This window comes from Paenibacillus sp. MY03, from assembly GCF_002165585.1.
Lineage (GTDB): Bacteria > Bacillota > Bacilli > Paenibacillales > Paenibacillaceae > Pristimantibacillus > Pristimantibacillus agaridevorans.
Window position 1 is genome coordinate 146,909 of sequence record NZ_MXQD01000004.1, and the last position, 26,386, is coordinate 173,294.

Below are 26,386 nucleotides of genomic sequence, written 5' to 3' on the forward strand. Positions count from 1 at the left end.
GCTCACGGCTTTTTCCCCTCCCATGCGGCAAGCCGTTCCTTCACTTCCCGGGGCATATCGCCTGCGATCGCGGGACCGTCGCTAAGTCCGTTCAACCCATACGACAACCTGGCTCCGCCCAGCTCTACCAGCGCGACCGGCTTCTCTTCGCCCGGTTCGAACCGGACAGCCGTACCAGCCGCTATATCGAGCCGCATACCGAAAGCTTCCTCTCGATTAAACGACAATGCCCGGTTGCATTCAAAAAAATGATAGTGGGATCCCACCTGCACGGGCCGATCCCCCGTATTCACGACAATAAGCGACGCCTTCCGGCGCCCTGCATTCAGCTCAATGTCGCCTTCCGCCGTTCTATATTCTCCTGGTATCAACATCGAACCCCCTCATCGACAATCCGTCCCTACTATGAACGAACGACCACTGCCCGGCTATCCCGTTATGGGATGGTGAATCGTAACAAGCTTCGTTCCATCCGGAAACGTCGCTTCCACCTGCACCTCGTGAAGCATTTCCGCGATACCGTTCATCACCTGTTCCTTGCGCAGCACCTTTGTGCCGTAATTCATAAGCTGCGCGACCGTCATGCCGTCCCGCGCTCCTTCCAGTACCTCGGATGTTATGAGTGCTACGCTTTCGGGGTAATTCAGCTTGACTCCGCGGTTCAGCCGGCGTCTGGCCAGATCCGCTGCAATCGATATTAATAGTTTCTCCTTCTCCCGGTCTGTCAGTTGCATGCGAGCTATCACCTCTTACCCTAAAATTACCTTAATTATAGTGTGCAATCGGAAGGAAGTAAATCTTTTTATGTTAGAATACATAACATGTTTTTCTGCAAAATAACAAAAATCCGAGTCTTCTCTTAAAAGATAGACTCGGATCGACAAATACCTCACAACCATTATCTTCCACTAGCCGCCTGGATTCCTCTACCCGAAGAACCGAAGCCCAAATCGTACAACGCAATCGTTTCCGTAAATCGTTCCTCTTTGCTCGAGGCTCCCATAACGACGGAAATGAGCCTCTTGCCATCCCGCTTCGCAGTCCCTGTAAAGCAATAACCCGCGACAGGCGTATAACCCGTCTTTAGACCGTCATTGCCGGGATAAGCGTAAGGCTGATCCTCCAGCATCCAATTCGTTGCGGCGAATGTCTGTCCCTTCGTCGGCACCTTGACGCTCCGGCGACTTGTCACCTCAAGCACCTCCGGATATTTGCCGATCAAATATCCTGCAAGTTTTGCGGTATCATGTGCCGTAAGCATCGTATCCCTCTCAGCCGCAGCCCCCTCCAAATGCGAAATATCGGATAGGCTGAGACCGGAGGCGTTGCCAAATACAGCTTCTTCGGACAAGCCGATTCGAGCGGCCCGATCGTTCATCAGCTCCGTAAACGCCGTTTCCGAACCGCCGACATGCTCTGCTAGAGCGACAGCGGCGTCATTTGCCGAATAGATCGTCATCGCGTCGAACAGCTCCCGAACGGTTGTGACGTCGCCGTGATTGAGCCCCAATCTCGCCCCGGGCACCTGCGCTGCATAAAGGCTTGCCGTGACGGGATCCTGCCATTTGAGCGTTCCTCCGTGAATGCCGTCCAGAACGAGGATTTCCGTCATCATCTTGGACATGCTCGCGGGCGCCATCGGCGTATCGGCGTTTTTGGCATACATCACTTCTCCTGTCGTTGCATCGATCAGGATCGCCGAAGCGGCATTTACATTCAGCTGATCCGCGCTAACCCCGCCTTGCAATTTCTGATATCCCATATATATGGCTGCGGCGATAGCGGCCATCACTGCAATCTGCCATATTCCGCCGCCGCTCCTGCGTCTCGTTTCATATCTCATGTCGGTCATCGTTCTCCCTTCGAACTTGTCTATAGATAGAAGTATAGACCGACAAACTTAAAGAGACCGAAAGCGAATCATAAAAAATTCTTAAATCCTGTTTAAATTTTGGGTAAAGTAACCCGGAATGAAGTGTATTCGGAATTGCTCACGACATCAATCATCCCGCCGTGTTTCTCTATAATGCTTTTCGAGATCGCAAGTCCGAGCCCCGAGCCGCCGGACCATTGCGTACGCGACTTGTCGCCCCGGTAAAATCGGTCGAACAGATAAGGAAGGTCCACTGCCGGAATCGCTTCCCCGTAGTTCACCACCTCGGCAACGACCGAAGGACCCGACCCGGATCGCACGACGACGTCCACGCGTTTCCCCTCCTTGCCGTACGTCATGGCGTTGGAGATCAGGTTCTCAAAGACGCGCACCAGCTTTGCCGCGTCCGCCTGAACCATGATCGTCGTCTCGGCGCTTTTCATCCCGCTCTCCATGCCCGCTTCCTGCAGCGGAACGCGATACTGTACGAGTAATTCGCCGAGCATCTCGACTAGATTGATAGGGGATGTCTTGAGCGCGATCGTGTCGTGCCGCATACGCGTGTATTCGAACAAATCGTTAATCAGCTCGTGCAGCCGCTGCGACTTGTCGTACGCGATGCTGACATAATGCCGAAGCTCCACTTCATCCCTGTAACCATCCTGCTCGATCAGACCCAGGTAGCCGACCACGGAGGTGAGCGGCGTGCGCAGGTCATGGGATACATTCGTGATAAGCTCGTTTTTCGTCTGCTCCGCGCGGCGTTCCTCGTCCAGGGCAAGCTGCAGCCGATGCGACAATCGATTGACGTTCCCCGCCAATATTCCGAACACGCCGGATCGAACCGGGATTTGGTGATTAAGATCGAGCTGTCCGTCCGCCACTCTCGTAATGGCATCGTTCACCTTGCCCAGCGGCGCGAACAGGAACCATTGCAGAGTCAAGAACCAGATCAGGAATAATACGCCCCACAAAAAAATCATGCCAATCGATCCCGTACCGTTGACAAAAGCTTCTCCCACGGCCCTTACGAAACCCAGGCCGGGCAATGTGTTGGTTAAAAACAACGTGACGGCGAACAGGAGCGACAAGCAGATCAACGCGAGCACCGCGCTCGCTATGAGATTGAGCACAGAGCGCCACATCAGGCGCGCAGCGAAATTATCCTTCAATTTTGTAGCCGACCCCCCATACCGTCACAATCAGTTTTTCGCCGAGTTCCTTCTCCAGCTTATCCCTCAGCTTGCTGATATGAACCATCACGGTGTTGTTGGACTCGAAATACTTTTCCTTCCATACTTGCTGGAAAATATCCTCCGCGCTGAACACTCTGCCCGGTTGGCTGGCGAGCAGATAAAGGATGCCGAACTCGGTCGAGGTCAACTGCAGCGACCTGCCGTCCACATCCGCCGTATGGCTTAGCTTATCGATTCTGAGCTGTCCCAGGCGAAGCTCCTTGCTGACATCGCGGCCAGATCCTGCCCCCTCGGGCTTGCTGTACTGGTACGAGCGGCGCAGGAGCGAACGTACGCGGGCAATGAGCTCCATGGGGTTAAACGGTTTCGCCATGTAGTCGTCCGCCCCTGTCATCAGCCCCATGATTTTGTCCATATCCTGCGTCTTCGCGCTCACCATAAGGATAGGTACGTTCTGATCCTTGCGCAGCTTGCGGCATAATTCGAGTCCGTCCATTCTAGGCATCATAATATCCAGCACGACGAGATCGAACGGGTCGAGCTCGTACATCTCCAGCGCCTGTTCGCCATCGCATGCGATAGCAGTCTGAAAGCCCTCATTACGAAGATAAATTTCGATCAATTCCGCGATCTCGCGTTCATCGTCTACGATTAATACGCGTCTTTCCACCAGATTCATCCTCCTTGTTAAATACGAGTAGTCCCTTTGCCATTCACTATACCGCATGCCTAGGCGGAAAACTATCGGCCTCAGCGAAACTTCAGCAAGTTTAAGCCATTCTTAATGTTTTATTATGAACCTTGGGCATTCTGCCATGCTTGTAGCCAATGCTTGTCCGTTATGATAAAATAGTAGCTATTGATATTTTATAAAGGTTATCGTTTTATTTCGAGGCGCGAGCAGCGTCCTCGCCAATATTAAAGGGGGTACTCATTATTATGGCGGCCAAAAGAATGCGTTCTGACATGATTACAAAAGGCTTCGACCGCGCACCTCACCGCAGCCTGCTCCGCGCTGCAGGCGTTAAAGACGAAGATTTCGGCAAACCGTTCATCGCGGTGTGCAACTCCTATATCGACATCGTTCCAGGCCATGTCCACTTGCAGGAATTCGGCAAGCTGGTCAAGGAAGCGATCCGCGAAGCCGGCGGCGTTCCGTTCGAATTTAATACGATCGGCGTCGACGACGGCATCGCAATGGGCCATATCGGCATGCGTTACTCCCTCGCAAGCCGCGAGATCATCGCGGATTCCGTCGAGACGGTCGTAAACGCACACTGGTTCGACGGCATGGTGTGCATCCCGAACTGCGACAAGATTACTCCAGGCATGATGCTGGGCGCTCTCCGTGTCAATATCCCGACGGTTATGGTCAGCGGCGGTCCCATGAAGGCCGGCAAGACGTCCGATGGCCGTTCCATCTCCCTCTCCAGCGTATTCGAGGGCGTAGGCGCGCACCAAGCGGGCAAGATCAACGACGATCAATTGCTCGAGCTTGAGCAATACGGCTGTCCGACTTGCGGTTCCTGCTCCGGCATGTTCACGGCCAACTCCATGAACTGCCTTGCAGAAGCAATGGGTCTTGCAATGCCGGGCAACGGCACGATTCTTGCCGTATCGCCTGAGCGCAAAGAATTCGTCAAGGAATCCGCTCGCCAGCTCATGAAACTGATCGAGATGAACCTTAAGCCTCGCGACATCGTCACGAAGGAAGCGATCGACAACATGTTCGCTGTGGACATGGCGATGGGCGGCTCTACGAATACCGTGCTTCATACGTTGGCGATCGCGCACGAAGCCGGCATCGAATACCCGATCGAGCGCATTAACGAAGTTGCCGAGCGTGTGCCGCATCTGGCCAAGATCGCGCCAGCTTCCGACTGGCACATCGAGGACGTGCACAATGCCGGCGGAGTGAGCGCCGTTCTGAACGAGCTGCTCAAAAAGGAAGGCGCGCTTCACGGCGATTGCATGACCGTAACGGGCAAAACGCTTCGCGAAAACGTAGAGGGCTGTGACATTCAGAATCACGACGTAATCCGTCCCATCGATAATCCGCATACCGAACGCGGCGGCCTGGCCGTATTGTTCGGCAACCTGGCTCCAAACGGCGCAATCATCAAAACAGGCGCGGTCGACAAGTCGGTTGGCGGCTATCACAAAGGCCCTGCCATCTGCTTCGACTCCCAGGACGATGCGCTTGCCGGTATCGCTGGCGGCAAAATCAAAGAAGGCCATGTCGTTATCATCCGTTACGAAGGACCGAAGGGCGGCCCTGGCATGCCGGAGATGCTTGCTCCTACATCGCAGATCGTCGGCATGGGACTCGGCGCCAAAGTTGCTTTGGTTACGGACGGCCGTTTCTCCGGAGCATCCCGCGGCATCAGTATCGGCCACGCTTCTCCGGAAGCAGCTGAGGGCGGACCGATCGCTTTCGTACAAGACGGCGATATCGTCGAGATCGACATGAACAACCGGACGATGGACCTGCTGATCAGCGACGAAGAATTCGAGCAGCGCCGTGCAGCATGGCCGGGCTTCGAGCTCAAAATCAAACGCGGCTACCTCGCGCGTTACGCTCACCTCGTTACATCCGCCAGCACGGGCGGCGTAATGAAAATGTAAGCTGCTTAGCAAAACCATAATATCGCAGACAGCCTCCATGCATTGTTTAAAACATGCGTGGAGGCTTTTTTATCGTTCCTATTGCCTGACTCCACGCAACAACACAAAAAGCTGCTACCCAAGAAGCGAGCTTCTCGGATAACAGCCTTAAGTCCTTGATACCGCTATGTTCCCAGCGATGCGGCATCATCCGCCGCACTGACGATAGAGCGCTCAACAGCCTCTGACAATCGTCCCGCTTCCTCATGCAGCTTGCCCATGCTAACCGTTGCATAAGCCTGTACGCGCTCGAGCGGCATAAACAACATGCGAGGCGTAACCATCTCCGTTTTTGCCGCTTTGATCCGGCCTGCCTTGTATTGTTTCGTATTGGTGAGCACCTTCATCAGCAGTCGCAAATAGACCTGTGTGGAACGTTTGAACCACCCCTCCGGAAGCTGGAACACCTCGAAGCCCAACCGATCTGCGCCACGATGGATCATCGTCACGCCATATACGGCTTTGATCGACTGCGCGGCCGCGTCTTCGGCCAGCTGATTCGCTAGCGCAGGCAGGGCGTTCTCCACTTCCCTAATAAGCCTTAGACCTGTCGCAAGCGGTGATTTGGAGGTTGCGGCAATACTGGACAACAGCTTGTTGTCAAAATGAATCTCCGCAATATCGTCGCCTTTATTTACCCCTTTGCCATTTGCGAAGGTCACCGGCTCTCCGGTATATTTAGTCACTCGGTAATGGAAGGCGGGAATTTCGCTTTCTCCAACCTTCTTAAGCCGAAACACCGCATGGAAGGCCTGCTCCCACATCAGCCATAACGATATGGCGAAACGTTTGACGATGGAGCGATGCCTGGAGCGTTGTACATCCGTAAGCTTAATCATGCGGTCGATGCCCACGAATTGAAAACCTCTCGCTTTGGCTTCCTCCAGATACGATTCAAGCGCGATTAACATATTGCGAGGCGCATCCTGGTCGGCTCCCAACGTTCTTCCGCAATCGTGGAGCAGCAGAACCTCGCCGGGGCGAAGCTTTTTCATCATACGTTTCTTCAGCCGTTCGGCTCCCAGCCGCTTGCGCCAATCCCCGAACAGCGCCGACCACAAAATGATATGCAAGTAACCGAGATTGGAATAATCGAACACGTTTACGATTCCCCATGGCGGGCGGTAATAGATGGCGCGTTTGCCCGTTGCCTGCTCGATGATATCGTTGGTGCGTTCGATCTGACGCTTCACGGTTCGCGGCCGCATAACCCAATTCGACTTATGGACATAATTATGAATGCCGATGATATGTCCTTCCGCTTCCATTCTGCGCAGAAGTTCGGGGTGTTGCTCCGCATGCGAACCTACGACGAAAAAGGTGGCCTTCGCATCGAATCGCGCTAGAAGATCAAGCAACTGGGGCGTATATTGCGGGTCGGGACCGTCGTCAAAAGTAAGAGCGATCTCTCGCTCCGTCCTCCCGCGTTTGAACACCCGGAACCCGAATGTGCGGCTAATGAGGCCAGGGAGAAACGCATAGAACGTCATTACGTAGAATCCCCATAAGAATAAGTTTTCCATTGTGTTATCCCCACCGTTTGGATGAAATTGTCAATGAGTGCGTAGCGGTTCAGAACAATAACAATACCTCTAATTGTATCATACCTCGTCAAAAAATAGGCACAATTCAATAAATCTATAGTACAATCTTTATGGAATGACTGCCAAATCCTAATCCGTTCAAAAGAAAGTGGGGAATACTGTGCTGCCTTTTTACAAAAAATATTGGAGAACCGCCTTCGACATCGGTCTTATCGCCTTAACCGTCTTCCTGACCATGTACGCGTTCAGTTTTTTCTACTCGATCGCGACCCCGATCATCTTCGCGTTCATTATCTTCCTGATGATCGAACCTCTCGCCCGCAAGCTGAACAAGTGGGGAATGCCCAAATCAATTGCATCGGGCATATCCATTATGCTGTTTTCCCTGCTTATCCTGGCCGCTTTTACGGGCGCCGCATACCTGATTACGAAGCAAGGCACTGCGCTTATTGAGGACTTCCCCCGCTACCAGAAAATTTTGACCGAGCAAATCGGCAAGCTGTCGGCTCAATTGGAAGGCCAGTTGGATAAGCTGCCTGCTGATTTCAACATTGAGGAGAGCTCCAAGGATCTTATCCAAGGCGCGTCGGACATGCTGAAAAACTTCGGCACGGCTTTTCTGGGAGGCCTTATCGGCTATGTTTCTTCCTTCTCGTCCTTTATCTTTAATTTCGTTGTCGGAATCATTTTAGCCTACTTCCTGAGCATCGAGATTAAATCTTGGAAGAGAACCGCTTCCGACAAGACGCCCAAGACGTTTAAAAACGCCTTCTTTTTCTTGCGCGACAATGTGTTCAAAGGAATTGCATCGTACATAAAGGCACAGGCCAAAATGATTTCGATCACCTTTATTGTCATTCTGATTGCTTTGATCGCCTTAGGCGTCAAAAACGCTTTCGTCATCGCAATCGTATCCGCAATCTTCGACGTGCTGCCGCTGCTTGGCGTAAGCACCTTGTTTATCCCATGGATCATCTACTTGTTTATCGTGGGGCAGACATCGCTTGCCATCTGGCTGACTGTATTGCTCCTTGTCGTCATTCTGACGAGGCAAATACTGGAGCCAAAAATCACTGGCGACTCTCTGGGCGTATCCGCGTTCACGATGCTGGCGTTCATGATCATTTCGCTCTCGCTGTTTGGCTTTGCAGGCGTCATCTTATCCCCGATTCTTGTTATACTGGTCAAGTCATTGTATGACCAGGGTTACTTCCATCGCTGGATTCATACGCCAGTGGACGAATACGACGACGATACCGCTGTACAAGACATAGAACCGAGCATTAGCCGCGCGAAAAGCAAGGAACCTTTCGTAGACAGATTAAAGAAGCTCGACAAATAGGCTTCGTTCGATTCATTCGGCATTTATCTTTTTCATCGCAGCCCGCCACTTGGCTTTTCCGAATGGCGGGCTGCGATATTCATGGCTCCGCCGAATAATTGCGTTGCGAGATGTCGGCTGCCCACAGCCCGATTCGAAGCCAAGACGGCAATCGCATACTTCGGCGACTCTACCGGTCCATACCCCGCGAACCATTGATGATTAAGCTGTACGCCGTTCTTCGCCGTCTCCGCCGTGCCGGTTTTCCCCGCTACTTTCCATCGTCCCCCTTTGATGGACGCAGCCGTGCCATGCTCCACGACCGACTCCATGCCTTGCAGCAGCTTCCTCGCGGTCGATGGATGAATCCGTGCGCCGCCTAAATCTCGATCCCTGCGCGAAGAAAATTCGATCATTCGGCCGCCATCGGCGTAATCGATTTCGCTTACTAGTCTTGGCTCCAGCACTTCTCCCCCGTGAAGCAACGTTACGATCAAGTTGGCCGCCTGAAGCGGCGTCACCCTCACATCCCTCTGTCCAATCCCGCTTTGTGCCATAACGCCTCCATCCACCATATTCAGATCGCCTGCAAACAATCTCCCCTTCTCCTCCTCTTGAAGCAGGCGGAATGCCGCCGACAACATGCCTTGGCTCTTTTCGTTATGCCAGCCTATGCGCTCCTTCACGCCCAGCGCCGCAGCCGTTCGATCAAGCTGCTCCGCTCGAAGCCGTTCTGCCAGCGTAGCGAACACGATGTTGCAGGATTGCGCCAATCCTTCCTCCAACGTAAGATCGCCATGACCGCCGTGTTTCCAGCATGACAAGCCATATTTACCATATTCGCCGTCGCAATGAAATATCTCACCTTTGCGGACAACGCCATTCTCGAGGGCAGCTGCGGCCGTTACCAGCTTGTAGATAGAACCGGGCTCTACAGCCTTCAACGCGTGATTGATCCATTCGGACCCATCGGCACTCTGGAACCGGTCGGGAAGCTTGGGTCTGGATACCATCGCCACAATATCCGCGTTGCCTGCATCCAGCACGACGATTGCTCCTTCCTTCAAGCCTGATGCATCGGCGTAAGCTTCCAGCTCATTTTGAAGGTCCAGATCGATCGTCGTTACAGCTTTGAGCGGATAATAGCTGTTCTTTGGCCCGTGCATACGCAGATCAAGCCCATGCAGCGGCGAGTTTCTTCCGTCGATGAAATAAGAAACGGACGTCTCCCCAACGCCATGAAGGAACGAATCCAGCGATTTCTCCAGGCCGGAGCCGCCTACTTGCTCCGTCAAGGTTCTTTTGCCCGCCTTCAAATCGTTGGGATGCGCCCGCATCAGCCACTCCGGATGCTGGCTCGTGAAGCCGATAATATGTTTGGCGTCGAAGCTGTCGAGATAACGATTCCGGTAGGGCAGCACCCTTACGCCGTTCGTCTGAAGCGCGCCTATCTCCTTGCTTTGTTTCTCTGTAAGCCGATAAGGAGCCGAGTTCTTAGCTTGACGCCAGAAATCCGGTTCGGTCATGGCATCCCATCGAGCGATCAATTCTTTCAGTTCGACGCCAAGAGCTTTCGCCAATTTCGAAAGCTCCGCCTCTTCTCCTCTTGCTTGCGGCTGGACGGGAAATAAAGCAACCGTTTCATACGTTTCGCCTGTAATCGGGGTCCCGTACCGATCAACAAAGTCGCCTCGTCCCGTATCCAGAATTAAGTTTCTCTGCCGTTGGACGACAGCCATCCGTTTCCAGCTGTCCCGATGCATCATCCCGTGAACAGGCGCGTTTCCGTGCTGCCCAGGCATTAACTGCAGCCATGCCAATCGGCCTAACAAAACGATAAACAGGACGCTCATACAGAGTCCCGTAAGAACAAGCCGCTTCAAGTGCAACATCAGCACCTCCTAGCTGACAGTGTTCCACCCCGGCCAACCCCTCAAACCTCGCACAATAACAAAACCCCCGAGCAGCCGCTCGGGGGTACCTGGATCCATTTTATGAATGGATTTCTCAATCCATCTTGAACTTCGACAAGGATTCCTTGAGCTCTCGCGATACAGAATCCAGCTTGTCCGACAGACGGACCAGGCTTTCGCTGATCGACAGTTGCTCGCTGCTCAGCGATGCTACTTCTTCCGAAGTAGCGGACGACTGCTCCGCTACGGCGCTGACGCTTGTCATCGCATCCGACATGATATCCTGCGATTTCTCCAGCTCGCTTACCGCATTTGTGGCCTGCTCCAGCTTCCCGGAGAATTCTCCCATTTGCGCTTCTACTTGCAGGAAGATCGCATTGGCTTCCTTAACGGATGAAATCTGCTCTTGGAACAGCGGGTATGCTTCGGACAATACGGAGACCGTCTCTTCAATCTCGCCTTGAATTTTGGCTGTGATTTGCGCTACGACATCGATCGATTGACGGGATTGATCCGCAAGTTTACGAATTTCGTCCGCTACGACCATAAAACCTTTGCCGGCCGCTCCAGCTCTTGCAGCTTCAATCGTAGCGTTAAGAGACAAGATATTCGTCTGCTTCGTCAAATTGTTTAGCACATCCAAAATTTTCACGATCGAGCCTGTACTTTCCTTGAGCGCGTCCACCTTCTCGACCATGGAACGCGTCATCTCTTCCGTTGTACCGGTTTTCTCGATCAGTACGCCCATATAAGTGGTCCCTTGCTGACTCGCTTTCTCTACTTCGAGCGCCGAGCTGGACATCTCTTCATTGGCGGTAATGACTTCCTTCATCTGTCCGTTCATATGAATCGTCAGATCGCTGCCCTTCTCCGCTTCAACGGCCAGGCTCGTCGCACCGTTTGCAATCTCTTCTGTGGCAACCGCAATCTCCTTGGCGGCGATCGAGGTTTGTTTCGAGGCTTCCGTCAACTCCGAAGCGGTCGTCAACACTTCTGCGGCCGACCTCGTCGTTTGCAGCGCCAATGCTTGAATCTGCGTCATCATATCGTTAAAGCTGTTCGACAGCTCACCGATTTCGTCTTGACGATTGCCTGTTTTCGAACGTACGGTCAGGTTGCCTCTAGCGCCTTCAACCATCAAGTTGCGCAGGCGAACCAGCGGTTTGGCGACTGTCGCAATAACAACCAGACCGATCGCTACCGCAATAATCGCGCCCAACACGACCATCCAGATTGTCAGGGTTCGGATTCCTCCTGCTTGCTTGGCAAGCTCCTCTACCGGAATCGTACCGACGAGCTTCCAATTCACGTTATTGAAAGTTTGGTAGGCGGCCAGCAACTGATCGCCTTCCGAGCTCTTGAGAGTTGGACGGCCGGACTCGGAATCGGCAGGCAGCGTAACGGCTGCAGGTTGACCGATTAACGATTTATCGCTATGTGCGATGTATTCGTTGTCATTGCTCACAATAAACAGCTGGCTTCCGTTGCCCAGGTCGACGTCTTGATATCGGTTTATAATATTTTCTAGTGGAATTTCAATGACAAGCACGAACATTTCGCTGGCCTGGCCAACATTTTTAATAAGGCGCGCCAAAGCTATCGACGATGCATCCTTAGCGGCAGCAATGCCAGTTGCTTGCGGAGCTATCCACATATCGCGCCCATCGAGTTCAATGACTTGCTGGAACCATTCCTTATCTCGGGCGCTTCCAAGCAGCACGCTATCCGCAAGGCCTGCCGTGATCGGGTTCAGGCCCGCATTAGCCGGAACAAGAGCCGCACCGGAAATCGTATTGTTGCCCATAATGAGAGCAGTCACCCGGTCTGCGGCCTCGCGGCCGGCCATTAACGATTCGAAGTCGTCGCCCTTAGACGAGTATGCCTGCAAGTCATCCTTAATTTCCTTATCGATCAAAATTTGCATAGACAATTCGGAGTAGTTCTGCAGTACCGTGTTCAAGTTGTTCGAAACCTGCTTAATCGTCTGCAGGCTCGCTTCGGAGACGTTCTGCTCTACAAGCTGCTTCGCTTGGTTATATGACAACATGCCGACAATGGCTACGCAAGCTATTATGCTTGCGGAAATAATCAAGAGAAGTTTGAGTCCGACGGATTTAACCGGATTTTTTAGCTTTACATCCTTTAAGCCGGCTCCCCAGGATTTTGCCATTCCAGCAAGAGAACCGCCGGGAGTGTCTTTCCCGGATGCGTCCTTTAACCGCTCATTATCTTTTTTTTGTTTGCCCGAATGATTTTTGTTCAAGTCTGACATGAAGCTTTGCACCGCCTTTGTTAGTTTTGATTCCAGGGCGTGTCTGAATACTCCGAGGGGAGCAGATTTTGCCGAATTTTCGTTCCATGCAAGGAACTTTTGTGAAGGCGTACCGGGGGTACGTCAAGCAAAAGTGACGAAGCAGGGGGCGGAAAGGCGGTGAAAGACGCCCCTGAGCGGGTTTTCAGACACGACCTAGTGATATGTACCCAGCATCTTATTCCTATCTATTACTTATCGACCACTGCGGCCTAATAAATAATAGAGCAGGTTCAAAAAGTCCGCTTTTGATCATGAGTAGGCCATGGAGCCTATTCGACATCGAAGATGGAACGCAAGCGAAGTTAAAGGATTGCTTTCGAAGTTAAAAAAAGTTTCCCGCAATTTGCGGGAAACCGGTGAGACGATCCTGTTAAATTTTAAATTTGTTGAGCGATTCCTTTAAGCCTCTGGACACGGAATCCAGCTTCTCGGACAATTGGACAAGTCCTTCGCTGATGGATAGCTGTTCGCTGCTGAGAGAAGCAACTTCTTCTGATGTTGCCGAGGCTTCCTCCGCAACGGCGCTGACATTGGTCATCGCAATGGCCAATACCGACTGCGACTGGTTCAGTTCTTCGATGGATGACGTCACGCCATCTAATCGATGGACGAAGTTGCCCATTTGCGATTGTACAGTGAGGAAGATTTCATTGGCTTCCTTAACGGAACTGATTTGCTCCTGGAAAAGCGGGTATGCATCCGATAACACCAGGACGGTCTCTTCAATTTCTCCGGAAATTTTGGCCGTGATCTGGGCAACCACATCGATCGATTGACGAGATTGATCCGCCAGCTTGCGGATTTCGTCCGCGACGACCATAAAACCTTTCCCCGCCGCTCCTGCTCGAGCTGCCTCGATTGTCGCGTTCAACGATAAAATATTCGTTTGTTTCGTCAAATTGTTGAGCACGTCCAGAATCTTGACGATGGAACCTGTGCTTTCCTTCAGCTTGTCGACCTTCTCCACCATCGAACGGGTCATTTCTTCCGTTAGTCCCGTCTTCTCGATCAACATTCCCATATAGGCCGTGCCTTGGCCGCTGGCCTTCTCCACCAGCGCAGCAGATGCCGACATCTCCTGATTGGCCTCGATCACCTTCTGCACCTGTTCGTTCATGTTGCTCGTCAGATCGTTGCCGCGCTCCGCTTCTACGGCCAAGCTGGTTGCTCCGCCTGCGATCTCCTCCGTAGCGACGGCTATCTCGCGGGCAGATATTGAAGTTTTTTTAGACGCTCCAGTCAAGTCTGAAGCCGTTGACAGCACTTGTTCCGCGGATGCCGTCGTCTGGAGAGCAAGATCCGTAATCTGCGCCATCATGCTGTTGAAGCTGTCGCTTAAGCCGCCGATCTCATCCCGCCGCCCCTTTATCGTCGAGCGTACCGTCAGATTGCCGCCAGCGCCCTCCACCATCAGATTGCGGAGCCGCACAAGCGGGGTCGCGATCGAATAAAGGACAAGAATGCCGATAGCAATAGCGATAATAGCGGCTGCGCCTACCGTAATCCAGGTCAGCGTGCGAATGGCTTTTGCATCCTTCACGAGCATTTCGACAGGAATGCTTCCTACCAGCCTCCAGTCCATTGCCTGGAATGACTTGTACACGGCCAGCACTTCCAGCCCGTCCGTTGTCGTCAACTTCCGTGCTCCGTTAGCCCCGGCCTCGCCGGATGGAAGCTGAACTTTGGAATCTTGTCCAATTAAAGCCAGATCATTTGCGATGACATATTTGCCGTTGCCGTCGATAATGGAAATCTCGCTGCCGTCGCCCAGCGATACGTCCTTATAACGGTTGCTGATCGTGTTTACATCCATTTCCAGCAACAGAATATAAGAGGCTTCGCTGGAAGTGCTGTCCTTTAGCAGACGGGCGATGCCAAACGTGCTCTGGTCCGTTCCCATTGATAATCCTTCGGCATTTGGTTCAATCCAGTTGACGCGGCCATTAAGCTCAATCGTCTCCTGGAACCAGCTTTGCGCCATAACGATCTCTGCACGGCTAGTTTGAGAGGCGCCGGAAGTGACGGTTTGAAGCTTGTCCCTCAGCGGAAGCAGCATAATGCCCTTAATGGTGTTGTTCCCGATGGTAAAAGCCTGCAACTTTTCGCTAAGCTTGCGCGTCGCTTCGAAGCGCGAATAATCGTCTTGATTCGATGCGATCGTGCCTACAATGGTATGGAAGTCCTTGTCCACCAAAATTTGCAGCGTCAAGTCCTCGTAAGTTTTGTAGATGATGTCGAGATTTTCGGCCACCTGATTCACCGTCTGAAGGCTGGCGTCGGATACCTTCTTTTCGACGATGGAACGCGCTTCGTTATAGGCTATGAGTCCTACCGTCAGCACGCATGCAATAATGCTGACAAAAATGATCAGGAATAGCTTCATCCCTACGGATTTAACGGGATTGGATAACTTCGTTTCCTTCATCATTTCCTTAACGGATTTCGTTTTGGCCGCAGCTGCGGCAAGGCCCGTAGCTGCCTTGGCGCCTGACATTTCGCCGGAAGCGTTTACATCCTTGTTAGGTTTAGGACTGTCCTTCTGGCTTGAAGTCGCATTCTTCTCCTTCGTGTTACCGGCCATTGTCGAAGACCCCTCTTTCAAGTTGGTTGATTCGTCGATTTAAGGAAGCATCTGGCGAACCTTGAAACATTATGTATGGTATATAAGATCTATTATTTGTTATTGACCGGGCCTTGTCAATTGCCTGAACAAAAAATAACGAAGTATAGAGATTGTTCAAAAAGTCCGCTTCCCATTACGAAGTAAACCAAGGAGCATACTCGGCATCGAATCTCGAATTCAGGCGAAACTTCCGGTGCTCACGTAGCTTCCACTACGCTCCGCTCCTCAATTTCTACCTTCATCCAATCTTCTCGGTACTGATAACCGAACTTTTTGAACACGCACTTATAGTATAAAGACTACCCGGACGGGTAGTCTCAACGTCTCATTTTCTAATTTTTTTACGCATCATGTCCATCGGCTTGACCGGCTTTAACGTGCGGACCCTTACATGCTGCATGGGATGTCTCGCCGCATCCAGGGGTTGTCCATCGACATCCGTCAGCTCCGTAATCGTCTGCCGGAAAAACGTACCGCCCGGTCCTACGAATTCGACTTCCAGTCCCGGCTTGAAGTGATTGCGCTGCTGGAGCGTAGCGAAGCCCGTGCGATCATCGTAATCCAGGACGATCGCCGCAAAGTCGTAAGGGGCCGCCTTCTCCTCCGGACCATAGATATGATCCTCCGCGCCCGGCGTATCCAGGAAGAAGCCCGTGTTCAGCGGACGGTTTGCAGCCTTGTTCATTTCGTCGATCCATTCCTGCTTCACCCGGAAGTTTTCCGGATCCTCGAAGTACGCGTTAATGGCTTGACGATACACGTTGACGACCGTCGCAACGTAATGAATGCTTTTCATTCGGCCTTCGATTTTAAAGCTGTCCACGCCAACCTCGATAAGCTCAGGCAAATATTCGATCATGCACAGATCCTTCGATCCCATCGTGAACTGCTCTTGCCCTTCCTCGTACATCGGTTCATCGTCAACGAACAGATCGTACTTCCAGCGGCAGGATTGGCAGCAGCCTCCCCGGTTGGAATCGCGGTCCGTAAAGTGGTTGGACAGCACGCAGCGCCCCGAATACGAAGAGCACATGGCGCCGTGGATAAACGCTTCGATTTCGATATCGACATGGCTCTTGATCTCCGCGATTTCCTTAAAGCTCGTTTCTCTGGCAAGAACTACCCGAGGCAACCCCTCGTCCTTCCAGAACTTGACCGCCTGCCAGTTCATCGTCGACTGCTGCGTGCTAAGGTGCACCTCCAGCTTGGGCGCAACGCGCTGCGCCGTCTCGATAATAACGGGATCGGCTGCGATAATGGCCGCGATACCAGCCTCCTCCAGACTGCGCAAGTATGACTCAAGTCCTTCGATATCTTCGTTATGGGCATAAATATTCGTCGCGACGAACACCTTGGCTCCATATCGGCTTGCGAACTCTACGCCTTCCTTCATCTCCTCGAAGCTGAAGTTGTCGGCGTTAGAGCGAAGGCCGTACTTCTGTCCGCCGATATAGACTGCATCCGCGCCATAATGAACGGCGAACTTCAGCTTCTCCAGATTGCCTGCCGGCGCCAGAAGCTCCGGTCTGTCCAGCCGGTTCCGCTTCCCTTTGTATTTCGGCGCAGCCGCGTTTGTTGTCCCCATCTCCCGCACCTCCTGGTTGTTCACTGCTCCGATGAGCCCGGTCGTCATCAGTACACTTGCTCCTTATAGAAGAATCCGTAGCTCAATTCCCGATTGGGATCCTGCGCTTCCCGGATGGCATCCAGCCATTCCTCTTGAAAGGAGTAACCTTCCGGGTCGGCGACGTACGCGTCGATCGCCTGACGGTATGCCCGGACCACGACCGCGTTATAGGCCATCGATTTCATCATGCCCTCGATCTTGAGGCTGTCGACACCGGCGTTCAGCAGCTCGTGAAGATTCTCCAGCATGCAAATGTCGTCCGAGCTCATAATATGGGTGCCGCCATCATCCTCGTAAATGGGATACCGTTCTCCGGGACGCTCGGCTTCCGTCAAATACAAGCCGCGTTCCCGCTCAACACTGTCGAGCCGTTCCCGATCGCCGTGATAGTCCAGATAGCTGTTCACCAGGGAACGTTTGGAATGATAAATATTGGTCATGCCGTGAACTTGTACTTGAATTTCCAGACTGGATTTGGCTTTGGTATCCTCGATCTGCTCCATATTGAGCTCGCGAGCCAGCACGTATCTGGTCGCTCCGCGGCGCGCCCAATATTGTGCCGTAACGATATTCGTCGAGGTCATCTCCGCATTCCAATGCAGGGGAAGCCCTGGAGCCAGCTCCCGCGCCGCCACGAGCACCGCGGGATCTCCGAACACGATTCCATCGATGCCCAGACTATAGATGCCGCGAATATAGTCCGGCATCGTTTCCAGCGTATCGTTGTCGATCAGAGTATTCATAGATACATAAATGCGAACGCCCTTGGGCTTCGCCGACTTCACGGCTTCGCCAATCATGTCCAAAGTGAACTCGCCAGCCAGCCTCATGCCGTATTTACCCTCGCCGATGACAAATGCATCGGCGCCTGCGTCGATCAGCAGCTCCAGCTCCTCCATCGACGATGCTGTCGCCAGCAGCTCCGGTTTGTATGTCATATGTTTGTTCTCCTTCTCCCTGGCCTGCTGTCAATTAGCTGCCTCGCTCGCTCTTGTCGATGTTGCGGAGATGTTCGTTGTACGTCTTCGCGAATAGGTGACTCTGCGAGCCGTCCTTCTTCGTGACATAGAACAAATAATCCGATTGCGCGGGATAGATCGCCGCTTCGATGGATGCAAGACTTGGACTTGCAATGGGTCCGGGCGGCAAACCGTCGTTTTTGTACGTATTGTAAGGACTGTCGATCTCCAGATCCTTCGTGAGCAGACGTTCTTTGGGCTCGTCGAGAGCATATTGCACAGCCGCGTCAATCTGGAGTCTCATAGGCTTGGCCAGCCGGTTGTAGATGACGCTGGAAACAAGCGCGCGCTCCTCGTCCACGACAACCTCGCGCTCGATCAACGAAGCGATCGTCATAATCTCGTGCAGCGTTCTTCCCGAAGCTTCCATGGCGTCCTGCCAATCTTCAGGCAACGCCGCAAGCTTGCGGTCCGTCTCCTGCAGCATTCGGGTAATGATCTGCTCCTCCGTACTGTCCTTCTTCAGCTCGTAAGTCTCCGGGAACAAGTAACCCTCAAGACGCTTGTGCAATTTATCGTCATCCGGAATGGCTTGCGCCGACTCGGCATTAGCCCACGAGCGGCCGTTCTCCGCAACATCCAGAAATTTTTCCTTGTTAATCAAGCCGTCTGCCGCCAGCTTGTCGGCGATCTGAAGCACCGTGTAGCCTTCGGGAATGGTGAACCGGATCGTCTCTTCCGCGATGGTATCGCCTGCATTAAGCTTGGCGATAATCGCCGCATTGTCCATGCCGGGAGACATCTCGTACAAGCCCGCCTGGAACCGGGAGCCTTCATCCTTGAGCTGCAAATAATAACCGAACACAAAGCTGTTCTTAATGATGCCGTTCTCCTCAAGCGTGTCCGCAACGCTATTGGCGGACATCCCGCGCGAAATCGCAACTTGCTTTACAGCTCCCGCGGGCATCGGCTGCAGATTGCTCCACACGTAATACAACACGCCGCCGGCGCCTAATAACATGATCGTGAGCAAACTTAATACGACCCATAACGAAATAACCCAGGTTTTGGGACGGTTGCGAACCTTCTTCCGTTTTTTCTTTGTTGTCGTCTTCGTAGCCTTTACAGCATTCGGTTCATTTCCCGCTGCCTGCTTTTCTTCCGGCTTATCCAACCTGCTACACCCTCTTCTGTCAGTTTCCGTGAAAAAGAGCGGTTGTCAGCCGCCCTTCGTGTCAACGATATAGGAGATGCTAGGGCCTGTCGTCGCTAGCGAATTGCAGATCGTCGTACGCTTCGGAGGCTGCTTCCCACTCTTCGTCGTCTTCGATGCTTTCGAGCTGGGGTTCTTCGCCATCCTGACGAACGCGCAGAAACTCGACTTCGTCTTCGGCTTCCATCTCATCGCTTTGGAGCGCCGCATACACGGCGTCTCCCAGCTTGAACTCGGCCTTGATCCGGTAGACTTCCGCATGACCGTCCTCGGCGATCAGCTCGACATGATCGCCGAATACTTCTTTAAGGCCGTTAATCCGAACAGGCGTTTGATTGTAATCGGACATTAGTCTTGCTCCTCCAGCTCGCCCAGGAGCGTGTTAAACGTCTCTTCGACCATATTCCATTCTTCTTCGTCCTCGATCGTATACAGCTTGAGATCGTCGCCGTCCTCTTCGTAGCGGAAGGCGTACACCTCATCCTCTTCCTCGTCGTTGCCGATCAAAGGAACAACCATCATATATTTTTGATCCGAACCATCAACCTCGAATTTCATGATGACTTCGAATTCTTCCTCGTTGCCTTCTTCGTCCGGGATATAAATAATTTCCGGCTCTTCGTACTGCATCTCTTCTTTTGTCATGGTTACCCTCACCTTTTCGTTTTAGAGTCGAGAAAATTTTGCAAGATTAGCGTCGCCGCCATCTTGTCGATCACTTGCTTCCGTTTCCTCCGGCTGACGTCCGCTTCGAGAAGCGTACGCTCGGCAGCTACCGTCGTCAGCCTTTCATCCCAAAGGTGAACAGGTATACCTAGCTTCTGCCCAAGCTGTTCGGCAAACGCGATGCTGATCTCACCGCGCGGACCTACGGAGCCGTTCATGTTTTTGGGCAGACCGACTACAACTTCCGACACTTCGTGTTCCTTGGCAAGACCGGCCAGAACGTCCAGTTCTCCGCCGTCTCTCCTGCGCTCCACGACCGTTAATCCCTGCGCGGTCCAGCGGAACGCGTCGCTGACGGCCACGCCGATATTGCGGTCGCCATAATCCAATCCCATGACTCTCATTGCTTCTTGTGCTGCAAGTAGAACCGGACCAGCTCTTCGATCAGCTCGTCCCGCTCCTTCTTGCGGATCAAGCTTCGGGCGTTGTTGTGCCGCGGGATATACGCGGGATCTCCGGACAGCAAGTACCCAACGATCTGGTTAATCGGATTGTATTCCTTCTCCATCAACGCTTCGTGGACGCTGAGAAGAATATCCCCGGAAGAAGTTTCCACCCCCTCCGCCTTCACGTTAAACTTCATTGTTTGGTCCATGGAACTCACCAACAGCACCTCGCTTTCGGGAACAGCATCCGCCTAGGGACATTGCCTGATTCTATCATATCACATTCGCCCTGCCGACAACCAGTTCCTCGGCAATTTTGAGCGCTTCATCCAACTTGGAGACGTCCTTGCCGCCTGCTTGCGCCATATCCGGGCGTCCTCCGCCGTTGCCGCCGCATACGATAGCGGCTTCCTTGATGATTTTGCCGGCATGGTAGCCTTGCTTCACGAGATCGGCGGAGACGGCCGCCGCAAGATTAACCTTATCCTCCTGCACGGCGCCAAGCACGATCACGCTCGACGGCAGCTTGAGCTTCAGTTCGTCGACGATGCCGCGCAGCGCGTCCATCGACGGCGCGCTCACTTTCGCGCACAACACCTGGATGTCGCCAACCTTGACGGCCTGCGTTTCCAGCGATCCCGCTTCGATGCGGCTCAGCTTCGCCTGAAGCGACTCGTTCTCGTGGGAGAGTTCTTTTACTTGGCCGAACAGACCTTCGATCCGCTTCGGAACGTCCGCAATGTTCGACTTGAGCAGCCCGGAGGATTGCTTAAGCAGCTCCAGCTGCTCCTCGTAGTAAGCATAAGCATGTCTGCCCGTTACGGCCTCGATCCGGCGCACGCCGGAACCGATGCCGCTCTCGCCAAGCAGCTTGAAGAGGCCGATCTGCGACGTATTGCCCACATGGCAGCCGCCGCACAGCTCCAGGCTGTACTGCCCGACCTGCACGACGCGGACGACATCGCCGTACTTCTCGCCGAAGAGCGCCATCGCGCCCATCGCCTTGGCTTCGTTAAGCGATCTATTGGAGATGTCAACATTTGTTCCGATCCAGATCTGCTCGTTTACTTTGCGCTCGATAAGCGCAAGTTCCTCGGCGGTAATGCTGCCGAAGTGGGAGAAGTCGAACCGGAGGCGCTCCTCTTCTACAAGCGATCCCGCTTGATTGACATGGTCGCCCAGCACTTCCTTCAGCGCTTTGTGCAGCAGATGCGTAGCCGTATGATTCTTAATAATATCCTCACGCGAGGATCTGGCGACGGCCGCTGTTACGATTTCACCGGAGCGAACCGTGCCGGAGACGACAACGGCATGATGCACGTTCTGGCCATGCGGAGCTTTCGTCACGTCTTCGACTTGCAGCGTGAAGCCGCCGCCCTGGATCGTGCCTTTGTCGCCGATTTGTCCGCCGCTCTCGGCATAGAACGGCGTATGGTCGAGCAGCACCGCTACGCGGCTGCCTTCGCCTGCCAAGTCGACTAACGAATCATCCAGAATAATTGCCGTAATTTGGGCTTTAGTTACCAAGTCATTATAGCCAACAAACAAGCTTTTATCCGTAAAGTCGGCAAGCGGTCCGCCCTGCACCTTCATGCTGCCGGTATCCTGGCGAGCGGCGCGAGCGCGCTCCCGCTGCGCTTCCATCGCGGCGTCGAAGCCTTCGCGGTCGACGGACAATCCGTGCTCCATCGCGAAGTCTTCCGTCAGGTCGAACGGGAATCCGTACGTGTCGTACAGCTTGAAGGCGTCGGTGCCGCCGATCGCGCCGGCTCCCGCTTCCTTCGCGCCCTTTACGAGCGCTTCCAGCAAGACGAGGCCGTCCGACAGCGTCTCGTGGAACCGCTCTTCCTCCGTGCGGATGACGCGCTCGATGAACTCGCGTTTCTCGACCACTTCCGGGTAGTATACGCCCATCACTTCGCCTACGATCGGCGTCAGTTCGAACAGGAACGGACGGTCTACGCCGAGCGATTTCCCATAACGGACCGCGCGGCGCAGCAAACGGCGAATAATGTAGCCGCGTCCTTCGTTCGACGGCATAACGCCATCGCCTACGGAGAAGACTACCGTGCGGACATGATCCGCGATGACCTTTAGCGCTACATCCTGATCTTCGTTGACTTTATACTTCACGCCGGCAATGTCGCAAGTCCGGTCGATGATGGGACGAAACAGGTCCGTGTCGAAGTTGGAGTCCACGTCCTGCAGGATGGACGCAAAGCGCTCCAGCCCGGCGCCTGTATCGATGTTTTTGTTCGGAAGCGGCGTGTAGCTGCCGTCCTTGTTATGGTTGAACTGCGAGAATACGAGATTCCACACTTCCAGAAACCGTTCGTTCTCGCCGCCGGGCCAGCATTCCGGATCGGACAGGTCGCCGTATTTGTCGCCGCGGTCGTAGAAGATTTCGGTACACGGTCCGCAAGGACCTTCTCCGATGTCCCAGAAATTCTCTTCCAGCTTGTAGATGCGCTCTGCAGGCAGGCCGATCTTCTCATTCCAGAAGCGGAACGCTTCTTCGTCCTCCGGGTACACGGTAACCGACAGACGGTTCGGGTCGAAACCGATCCAATTCTTGTCGGTCAGGAATTCCCATGCCCACGTAATGACTTCTTCCTTGAAGTAGTCGCCGATGGAGAAGTTGCCCAGCATTTCGAAAAACGTGTGGTGACGGCGCGTCTTGCCTACGTTCTCGATATCGTTTGTGCGAATGCATTTCTGCGAGTTCGCGATCCGCGGATTGTCCGGAATGATGCGGCCGTCAAAATACGGCTTGAGCGGCGCCATTCCCGCATTAATCCAGAGCAGGGACGGGTCGTTATGCGGCACGAGCGACGCGCTCGGCTCGATGTTATGGCCTTTGCTTTCGAAGAATGCAAGCCACTTGGATCTGATTTCGCTAGCTTTCATGTTTTCGTTCCTCCCTGTTTGTCGATGCGGCTGCCCGCTCGCGATAAATTCGTGTTCAAAAAACTTCCTCTGTTGTGACAAATAAAAAACGCCCCTGTCAATGACAGGGACGAATGATTATCGCGGTACCACCCTGGTTATCGCGCTGCATAAGCACGATCGCCTTCGTGGACGATAACGGGTCCATCCGGTGAAGTTCTTTCACGCTCCGAAAACAGCTTTCGGCCATTCTACGCAGAAGCGCTCTCTCAACCGACGTTTTCCGCCTTGCGGCAATGGAAACGAAGAAGCGCTCTCTCTGGCAGGCGGGTTATGAATAGCCTACTTATTTTCATCATAGCTTTAAGGACGTTCAAAAATCCAAGATATTGAAACCGGATTTTAGAACCTTTATTTGTATATATGCTTGCACAAATTATAGCGGTCCCTCGAATCGCTGTCAAATGATCTTTCTCCTAACATAATAGGCAAACATATGCTGGACAATCACTTTGCAGGCCGCAAAGATCGGGACGGCGAGTATCATGCCGGCGATGCCGGCGATCTGGCCTCCCGCAAGCAAGGCAAATATGATCAGCAGCGGATGCAAATGCAGCGTGCGCCCGACGACTTGCGGCGAGACGACGTTGCCCTCCAGAATTTGACACAGCGTATTTACGATGGCCACGTAAATCATCATTTTGAGAGAGATGGTGGACGCCATGAGAAGCGCGGGCGCCGCCCCGAAGAAGGGTCCTAAATAAGGAATGACATTGGTGATCGCCACTACGCTGGCGAGCAGGAGCGCGTACGGCATGCCGATTAGGAGATACCCGCAGTAAGCCAGCGTGCCTACGATGACGCAGACAAGGAACTGTCCCCGTATATAGCTTCCAAGTGCCTGGTCGATGTCCTTCATAAGGCGAACCGTGTTCTTCCGATGGGACTTCGGCACATACGTAATGATGGTGCGCTCGAACACATCAAAATCCTTGAGGATGTAAAACGCAAGAAAAGGGATAATGAACACGACGAACACCGCGCTCAACATGGAGCCGATATTGTTGACCAGATGGAGCAGCGACTCCGAGATCCGCTTTTCGATACTTAGCAATGCCTTGTCCACGCCATCGCGGAAACTCTCCGGTAAGAACGATGTATTATTGAGATCCGTCACGATGCTTTGCGCGCGCATCGTCAATTCCGGAATATGATGATTGAGCTCCTGCACTTGCCCCACAAACATGGGAATCAGATTGACGAGCAGCACCGCTATGGCCGCGCAGAATACGGCATAGATGAGCAGCACCGCGATCGTTCTTGGCACCTTGCGTTCGTGAAGCATGGTCACGATAGGATTAAGCACGTAGGAGATAATCATCGCGATAATAAACGGTCCCAGCACCGCCTTGAGGAAGACGTAGATCGTGGCGAACAACGGCTTCAACTGCAGCAGGAAATAAATCGCGATAAGACCGAGAATCAAGTAGACAAGCCACACGAACAGCTTGTTGTTAGTGAACCGTTCCACCCCTGCACCCCCCGAACTTGCAGCAGCGCGATCTTTGGTCAGACGGGCTGCTTTAAGCCCCGGACATCAATCGCGCGTGCATCTAGTTCAGTATATGTACAAGTTGGGGGAATCATCCTCTTTGTACGGCACTTCTATTTTTAGATAAATGTAACATTTTTTAATATTTTTATTTGCAACTGTCGAATCCTGTTTTATACTACATATTGGAAGTGAAAATTTTGATGTACTAAATTATGGATTGTCGAACTATGTCATTTAAGAAGGGGTGGATGTTCACATGTGGATTTTTTTGGTCGTAGTCATTCTTGTGATCGGGTTTATAGTAATGTTTTCAAGAGGAGCAGGCAAAACCAAAAAGAGATATAAATCATTAGGCGGTCTTCATTTGTGGGGTCTCGAGCATCAGCAAGGTCTTCCGCTAGCGAAGGATGTGCTTGTAACCTTTATGGTTTGTCCGGACAAAGTCGTTATGGATGCCAAAAAAAGCAGTTTCGAAGTTCCTAACGAAAGAATAATCAGCTACGACGTAAAACAGAAGGCCCAACATCTTATTTTCAACTATTATGATAGAAACAACGTTCAGAAAAGCATAACTTTTGAAAGCAAAATGTGGGATCTTAACTTACTTGCGCAACAAGCCACAAAAGCACTCAATCGTCCGGAAGATGTTCCGGTCATATCCGAAAATGGATCGATAACCCTTTAATAACAAACTCCCTGCCCTCGTCCGAACGAGGGAGGGAGTTTTTTCATTTTATGAACAAACACTAAATGACGGCCTTTCGGCCGCCTCGAGTATAGTCATGGAAATAATGGCAGTCCAAGACCTTTACTTCATTATCCGTTTAGCTGTTCATGGACGTGATTGTGAGCAGCCTCGTCTTCAAAAAACAAATCGTCGAGCGAGCTAAGCGTGCCGTCCTCTTCGACCTGGTACACCGACATCTTTTCGCCGTTGACCGTCAATTCAATAAAACAGCCCCAACAATAAAACTGGTGGGAACCGATCTTCCCGATATCTTTCGAATTGCAATTCGGACATCTCATCATAAACATTTCTCCCTATTCTCTGAAATTGGAAGCTGCGACAGGCTCCAATTCCGCTTCACTGACAGCAGGAACGATAATCGCGTCTTCCCCGAGCAATACCTCATCCGGATCACTCGGCGCTTTCAGCCATTTACGCCCTTCCATCAGATCCGAAACAAAACCGTCTGTAAGCTCATAGCCTACTATCTGTGTACCCTGAAACGGGAAAAAATAAACATCCGACACCCGTCCGAGCTGAACGCCATGCACCGTAACGACGGGCAGATCCTTCAACTTGATAATGCCGGCGTGAAACGCCCGGCTCACTTCTTTCGGTTTCATGGCAATGACCGCATCTTCTTTGGAGATGATAACGGCATCTTCCCCGCACGTCAATACATCGTCCCATGAAACTGCGCGCGCCGTTGCCGCGAACCACTTGGCGAACTCCAGGATTAAACCTTTGAGACGCCAATGTTCGTCGAACCAAGCATCCTTGACGGTGCCGACGAGTTTCCCGGAATGGATTACGATGACCGGCAGCCCGATCAGCCTTTGGAGTTTGATCACTGTGGAAG

23 protein-coding genes are annotated in these 26,386 nt (G+C 52.8%); 3 read left to right on the top strand and 20 right to left on the bottom strand.

From position 1 onward, the window contains the following. Positions 1 to 2 precede the first annotated feature (2 nt). The 5 genes from B1748_RS03275 to B1748_RS03295 form a co-directional block, all read right to left on the bottom strand. Positions 3 to 371: an urease subunit beta gene (locus B1748_RS03275; RefSeq protein WP_087566891.1), complete on the bottom strand. Its 369-nt coding sequence runs from the start codon at positions 369 to 371 to the stop codon at positions 3 to 5. 57 nt (positions 372 to 428) lie between these two features. After that, complete coding sequence (locus tag B1748_RS03280; RefSeq protein WP_087566441.1) at positions 429 to 734, bottom strand: urease subunit gamma; 306 nt, start codon at positions 732 to 734, stop codon at positions 429 to 431. Positions 735 to 898: 164 nt separating this feature from the next. Next, positions 899 to 1,843: a D-alanyl-D-alanine carboxypeptidase family protein gene (locus B1748_RS03285; RefSeq protein WP_179215350.1), complete on the bottom strand. Its 945-nt coding sequence runs from the start codon at positions 1,841 to 1,843 to the stop codon at positions 899 to 901. Between the two features lie 101 nt (positions 1,844 to 1,944). Next, positions 1,945 to 3,045, bottom strand: coding sequence for a sensor histidine kinase (locus B1748_RS03290; RefSeq protein WP_256975507.1), 1,101 nt, complete (start codon positions 3,043 to 3,045; stop codon positions 1,945 to 1,947). After that, the gene (locus B1748_RS03295; RefSeq protein ID WP_256975508.1) at positions 3,035 to 3,739 is read right to left on the bottom strand and encodes a response regulator transcription factor; all 705 of its coding nucleotides are present in this window, start codon (positions 3,737 to 3,739) and stop codon (positions 3,035 to 3,037) included. The genes B1748_RS03290 and B1748_RS03295 overlap by 11 nt, the downstream gene beginning before the upstream one ends. A 269-nt stretch (positions 3,740 to 4,008) precedes the next feature. Here B1748_RS03295 and ilvD point away from each other — a divergent pair, with 269 nt between their 5' ends. Further along, positions 4,009 to 5,694: a dihydroxy-acid dehydratase gene (ilvD, locus tag B1748_RS03300; RefSeq protein ID WP_087566444.1), complete on the top strand. Its 1,686-nt coding sequence runs from the start codon at positions 4,009 to 4,011 to the stop codon at positions 5,692 to 5,694. Positions 5,695 to 5,858: 164 nt separating this feature from the next. Here ilvD and B1748_RS03305 read toward each other — a convergent pair whose 3' ends face one another. Continuing rightward, on the bottom strand, positions 5,859 to 7,256 hold the full coding sequence (locus B1748_RS03305) for a polysaccharide deacetylase family protein (RefSeq protein ID WP_087566445.1): 1,398 nt from the start codon (positions 7,254 to 7,256) through the stop codon (positions 5,859 to 5,861). Between the two features lie 181 nt (positions 7,257 to 7,437). On the opposite strand from B1748_RS03305, the gene ytvI reads away from it, so the two are divergent. Continuing rightward, entirely contained in the window at positions 7,438 to 8,619 is a 1,182-nt protein-coding gene (ytvI, locus tag B1748_RS03310; RefSeq protein ID WP_087566446.1) for a sporulation integral membrane protein YtvI, read from the top strand. A gap of 32 nt (positions 8,620 to 8,651) precedes the next feature. On the opposite strand, the gene B1748_RS03315 is transcribed toward ytvI, so the two are convergent. The 12 genes from B1748_RS03315 to B1748_RS03375 form a co-directional block, all read right to left on the bottom strand. Beyond that, on the bottom strand, positions 8,652 to 10,490 hold the full coding sequence (locus B1748_RS03315; protein WP_256975509.1) for a peptidoglycan D,D-transpeptidase FtsI family protein: 1,839 nt from the start codon (positions 10,488 to 10,490) through the stop codon (positions 8,652 to 8,654). 115 nt (positions 10,491 to 10,605) lie between these two features. Further along, positions 10,606 to 12,783, bottom strand: coding sequence for a methyl-accepting chemotaxis protein (locus tag B1748_RS03320; RefSeq protein WP_087566447.1), 2,178 nt, complete (start codon positions 12,781 to 12,783; stop codon positions 10,606 to 10,608). Between the two features lie 412 nt (positions 12,784 to 13,195). Further along, entirely contained in the window at positions 13,196 to 15,406 is a 2,211-nt protein-coding gene (locus B1748_RS03325; protein ID WP_256975510.1) for a methyl-accepting chemotaxis protein, read from the bottom strand. 367 nt (positions 15,407 to 15,773) lie between these two features. Then, a complete protein-coding gene (locus B1748_RS03330; protein WP_087566895.1) occupies positions 15,774 to 17,033 on the bottom strand; it encodes a peptidase U32 family protein in 1,260 nt (419 codons plus the stop codon). Positions 17,034 to 17,080: 47 nt separating this feature from the next. Next, complete coding sequence (locus tag B1748_RS03335; RefSeq protein WP_087566448.1) at positions 17,081 to 18,013, bottom strand: peptidase U32 family protein; 933 nt, start codon at positions 18,011 to 18,013, stop codon at positions 17,081 to 17,083. Between the two features lie 34 nt (positions 18,014 to 18,047). After that, positions 18,048 to 19,208: an endolytic transglycosylase MltG gene (gene mltG, locus B1748_RS03340; protein ID WP_306299310.1), complete on the bottom strand. Its 1,161-nt coding sequence runs from the start codon at positions 19,206 to 19,208 to the stop codon at positions 18,048 to 18,050. A 79-nt stretch (positions 19,209 to 19,287) separates the two neighbouring features. Then, positions 19,288 to 19,596, bottom strand: coding sequence for a DUF1292 domain-containing protein (locus B1748_RS03345; protein WP_087566449.1), 309 nt, complete (start codon positions 19,594 to 19,596; stop codon positions 19,288 to 19,290). Then, positions 19,596 to 19,892: a DUF1292 domain-containing protein gene (locus B1748_RS03350; protein WP_087566450.1), complete on the bottom strand. Its 297-nt coding sequence runs from the start codon at positions 19,890 to 19,892 to the stop codon at positions 19,596 to 19,598. Before B1748_RS03350 ends, B1748_RS03345 begins: the two co-directional genes overlap by 1 nt. A gap of 8 nt (positions 19,893 to 19,900) precedes the next feature. Further along, complete coding sequence (gene ruvX, locus B1748_RS03355) at positions 19,901 to 20,317, bottom strand: Holliday junction resolvase RuvX (RefSeq protein ID WP_087566451.1); 417 nt, start codon at positions 20,315 to 20,317, stop codon at positions 19,901 to 19,903. After that, positions 20,314 to 20,577, bottom strand: coding sequence for an IreB family regulatory phosphoprotein (locus B1748_RS03360; RefSeq protein WP_087566452.1), 264 nt, complete (start codon positions 20,575 to 20,577; stop codon positions 20,314 to 20,316). The genes ruvX and B1748_RS03360 overlap by 4 nt, the downstream gene beginning before the upstream one ends. 55 nt (positions 20,578 to 20,632) lie before the next feature. Then, positions 20,633 to 23,266 carry an alanine--tRNA ligase gene (alaS, locus tag B1748_RS03365; RefSeq protein WP_087566453.1) on the bottom strand — a complete coding sequence of 878 codons (2,634 nt, stop codon included), beginning with the start codon at positions 23,264 to 23,266 and terminating at the stop codon, positions 20,633 to 20,635. 439 nt (positions 23,267 to 23,705) lie between these two features. Continuing rightward, positions 23,706 to 24,776, bottom strand: coding sequence for an AI-2E family transporter (locus tag B1748_RS03375; RefSeq protein WP_087566455.1), 1,071 nt, complete (start codon positions 24,774 to 24,776; stop codon positions 23,706 to 23,708). A gap of 280 nt (positions 24,777 to 25,056) precedes the next feature. On the opposite strand from B1748_RS03375, the gene B1748_RS03380 reads away from it, so the two are divergent. Continuing rightward, the gene (locus B1748_RS03380) at positions 25,057 to 25,485 is read left to right on the top strand and encodes a hypothetical protein (protein WP_087566456.1); all 429 of its coding nucleotides are present in this window, start codon (positions 25,057 to 25,059) and stop codon (positions 25,483 to 25,485) included. A 131-nt stretch (positions 25,486 to 25,616) separates the two neighbouring features. Here the strand turns inward: B1748_RS03380 and B1748_RS03385 are convergent, their stop codons facing one another. Beyond that, positions 25,617 to 25,829, bottom strand: coding sequence for a hypothetical protein (locus tag B1748_RS03385; RefSeq protein WP_087566457.1), 213 nt, complete (start codon positions 25,827 to 25,829; stop codon positions 25,617 to 25,619). Between the two features lie 12 nt (positions 25,830 to 25,841). Continuing rightward, on the bottom strand, positions 25,842 to 26,378 hold the full coding sequence (locus tag B1748_RS03390) for a PRC-barrel domain-containing protein (protein ID WP_087566458.1): 537 nt from the start codon (positions 26,376 to 26,378) through the stop codon (positions 25,842 to 25,844). Positions 26,379 to 26,386: the final 8 nt, after the last annotated feature.

Bases quoted from the DNA above. Each gene is read 5' to 3' on its own strand.
- ilvD (WP_087566444.1), top strand. From the start codon at position 4,009: ATGGCGGCCAAAAGAATGCGTTCTGACATGATTACAAAAGGCTTCGAC.
- ruvX (WP_087566451.1), bottom strand. From the start codon at position 20,317: ATGAGAGTCATGGGATTGGATTATGGCGACCGCAATATCGGCGTGGCC.
- B1748_RS03350 (WP_087566450.1), bottom strand. From the start codon at position 19,892: ATGACAAAAGAAGAGATGCAGTACGAAGAGCCGGAAATTATTTATATC.
- B1748_RS03285 (WP_179215350.1), bottom strand. From the start codon at position 1,843: ATGAGATATGAAACGAGACGCAGGAGCGGCGGCGGAATATGGCAGATT.
- alaS (WP_087566453.1), bottom strand. From the start codon at position 23,266: ATGAAAGCTAGCGAAATCAGATCCAAGTGGCTTGCATTCTTCGAAAGC.
- B1748_RS03280 (WP_087566441.1), bottom strand. From the start codon at position 734: ATGCAACTGACAGACCGGGAGAAGGAGAAACTATTAATATCGATTGCA.
- B1748_RS03335 (WP_087566448.1), bottom strand. From the start codon at position 18,013: ATGACATACAAACCGGAGCTGCTGGCGACAGCATCGTCGATGGAGGAG.
- B1748_RS03345 (WP_087566449.1), bottom strand. From the start codon at position 19,596: ATGTCCGATTACAATCAAACGCCTGTTCGGATTAACGGCCTTAAAGAA.
- B1748_RS03305 (WP_087566445.1), bottom strand. From the start codon at position 7,256: ATGGAAAACTTATTCTTATGGGGATTCTACGTAATGACGTTCTATGCG.
- B1748_RS03315 (WP_256975509.1), bottom strand. From the start codon at position 10,490: ATGTTGCACTTGAAGCGGCTTGTTCTTACGGGACTCTGTATGAGCGTC.
- B1748_RS03380 (WP_087566456.1), top strand. From the start codon at position 25,057: ATGTGGATTTTTTTGGTCGTAGTCATTCTTGTGATCGGGTTTATAGTA.
- B1748_RS03320 (WP_087566447.1), bottom strand. From the start codon at position 12,783: ATGTCAGACTTGAACAAAAATCATTCGGGCAAACAAAAAAAAGATAAT.
- B1748_RS03325 (WP_256975510.1), bottom strand. From the start codon at position 15,406: ATGGCCGGTAACACGAAGGAGAAGAATGCGACTTCAAGCCAGAAGGAC.
- B1748_RS03330 (WP_087566895.1), bottom strand. From the start codon at position 17,033: ATGGGGACAACAAACGCGGCTGCGCCGAAATACAAAGGGAAGCGGAAC.
- B1748_RS03385 (WP_087566457.1), bottom strand. From the start codon at position 25,829: ATGATGAGATGTCCGAATTGCAATTCGAAAGATATCGGGAAGATCGGT.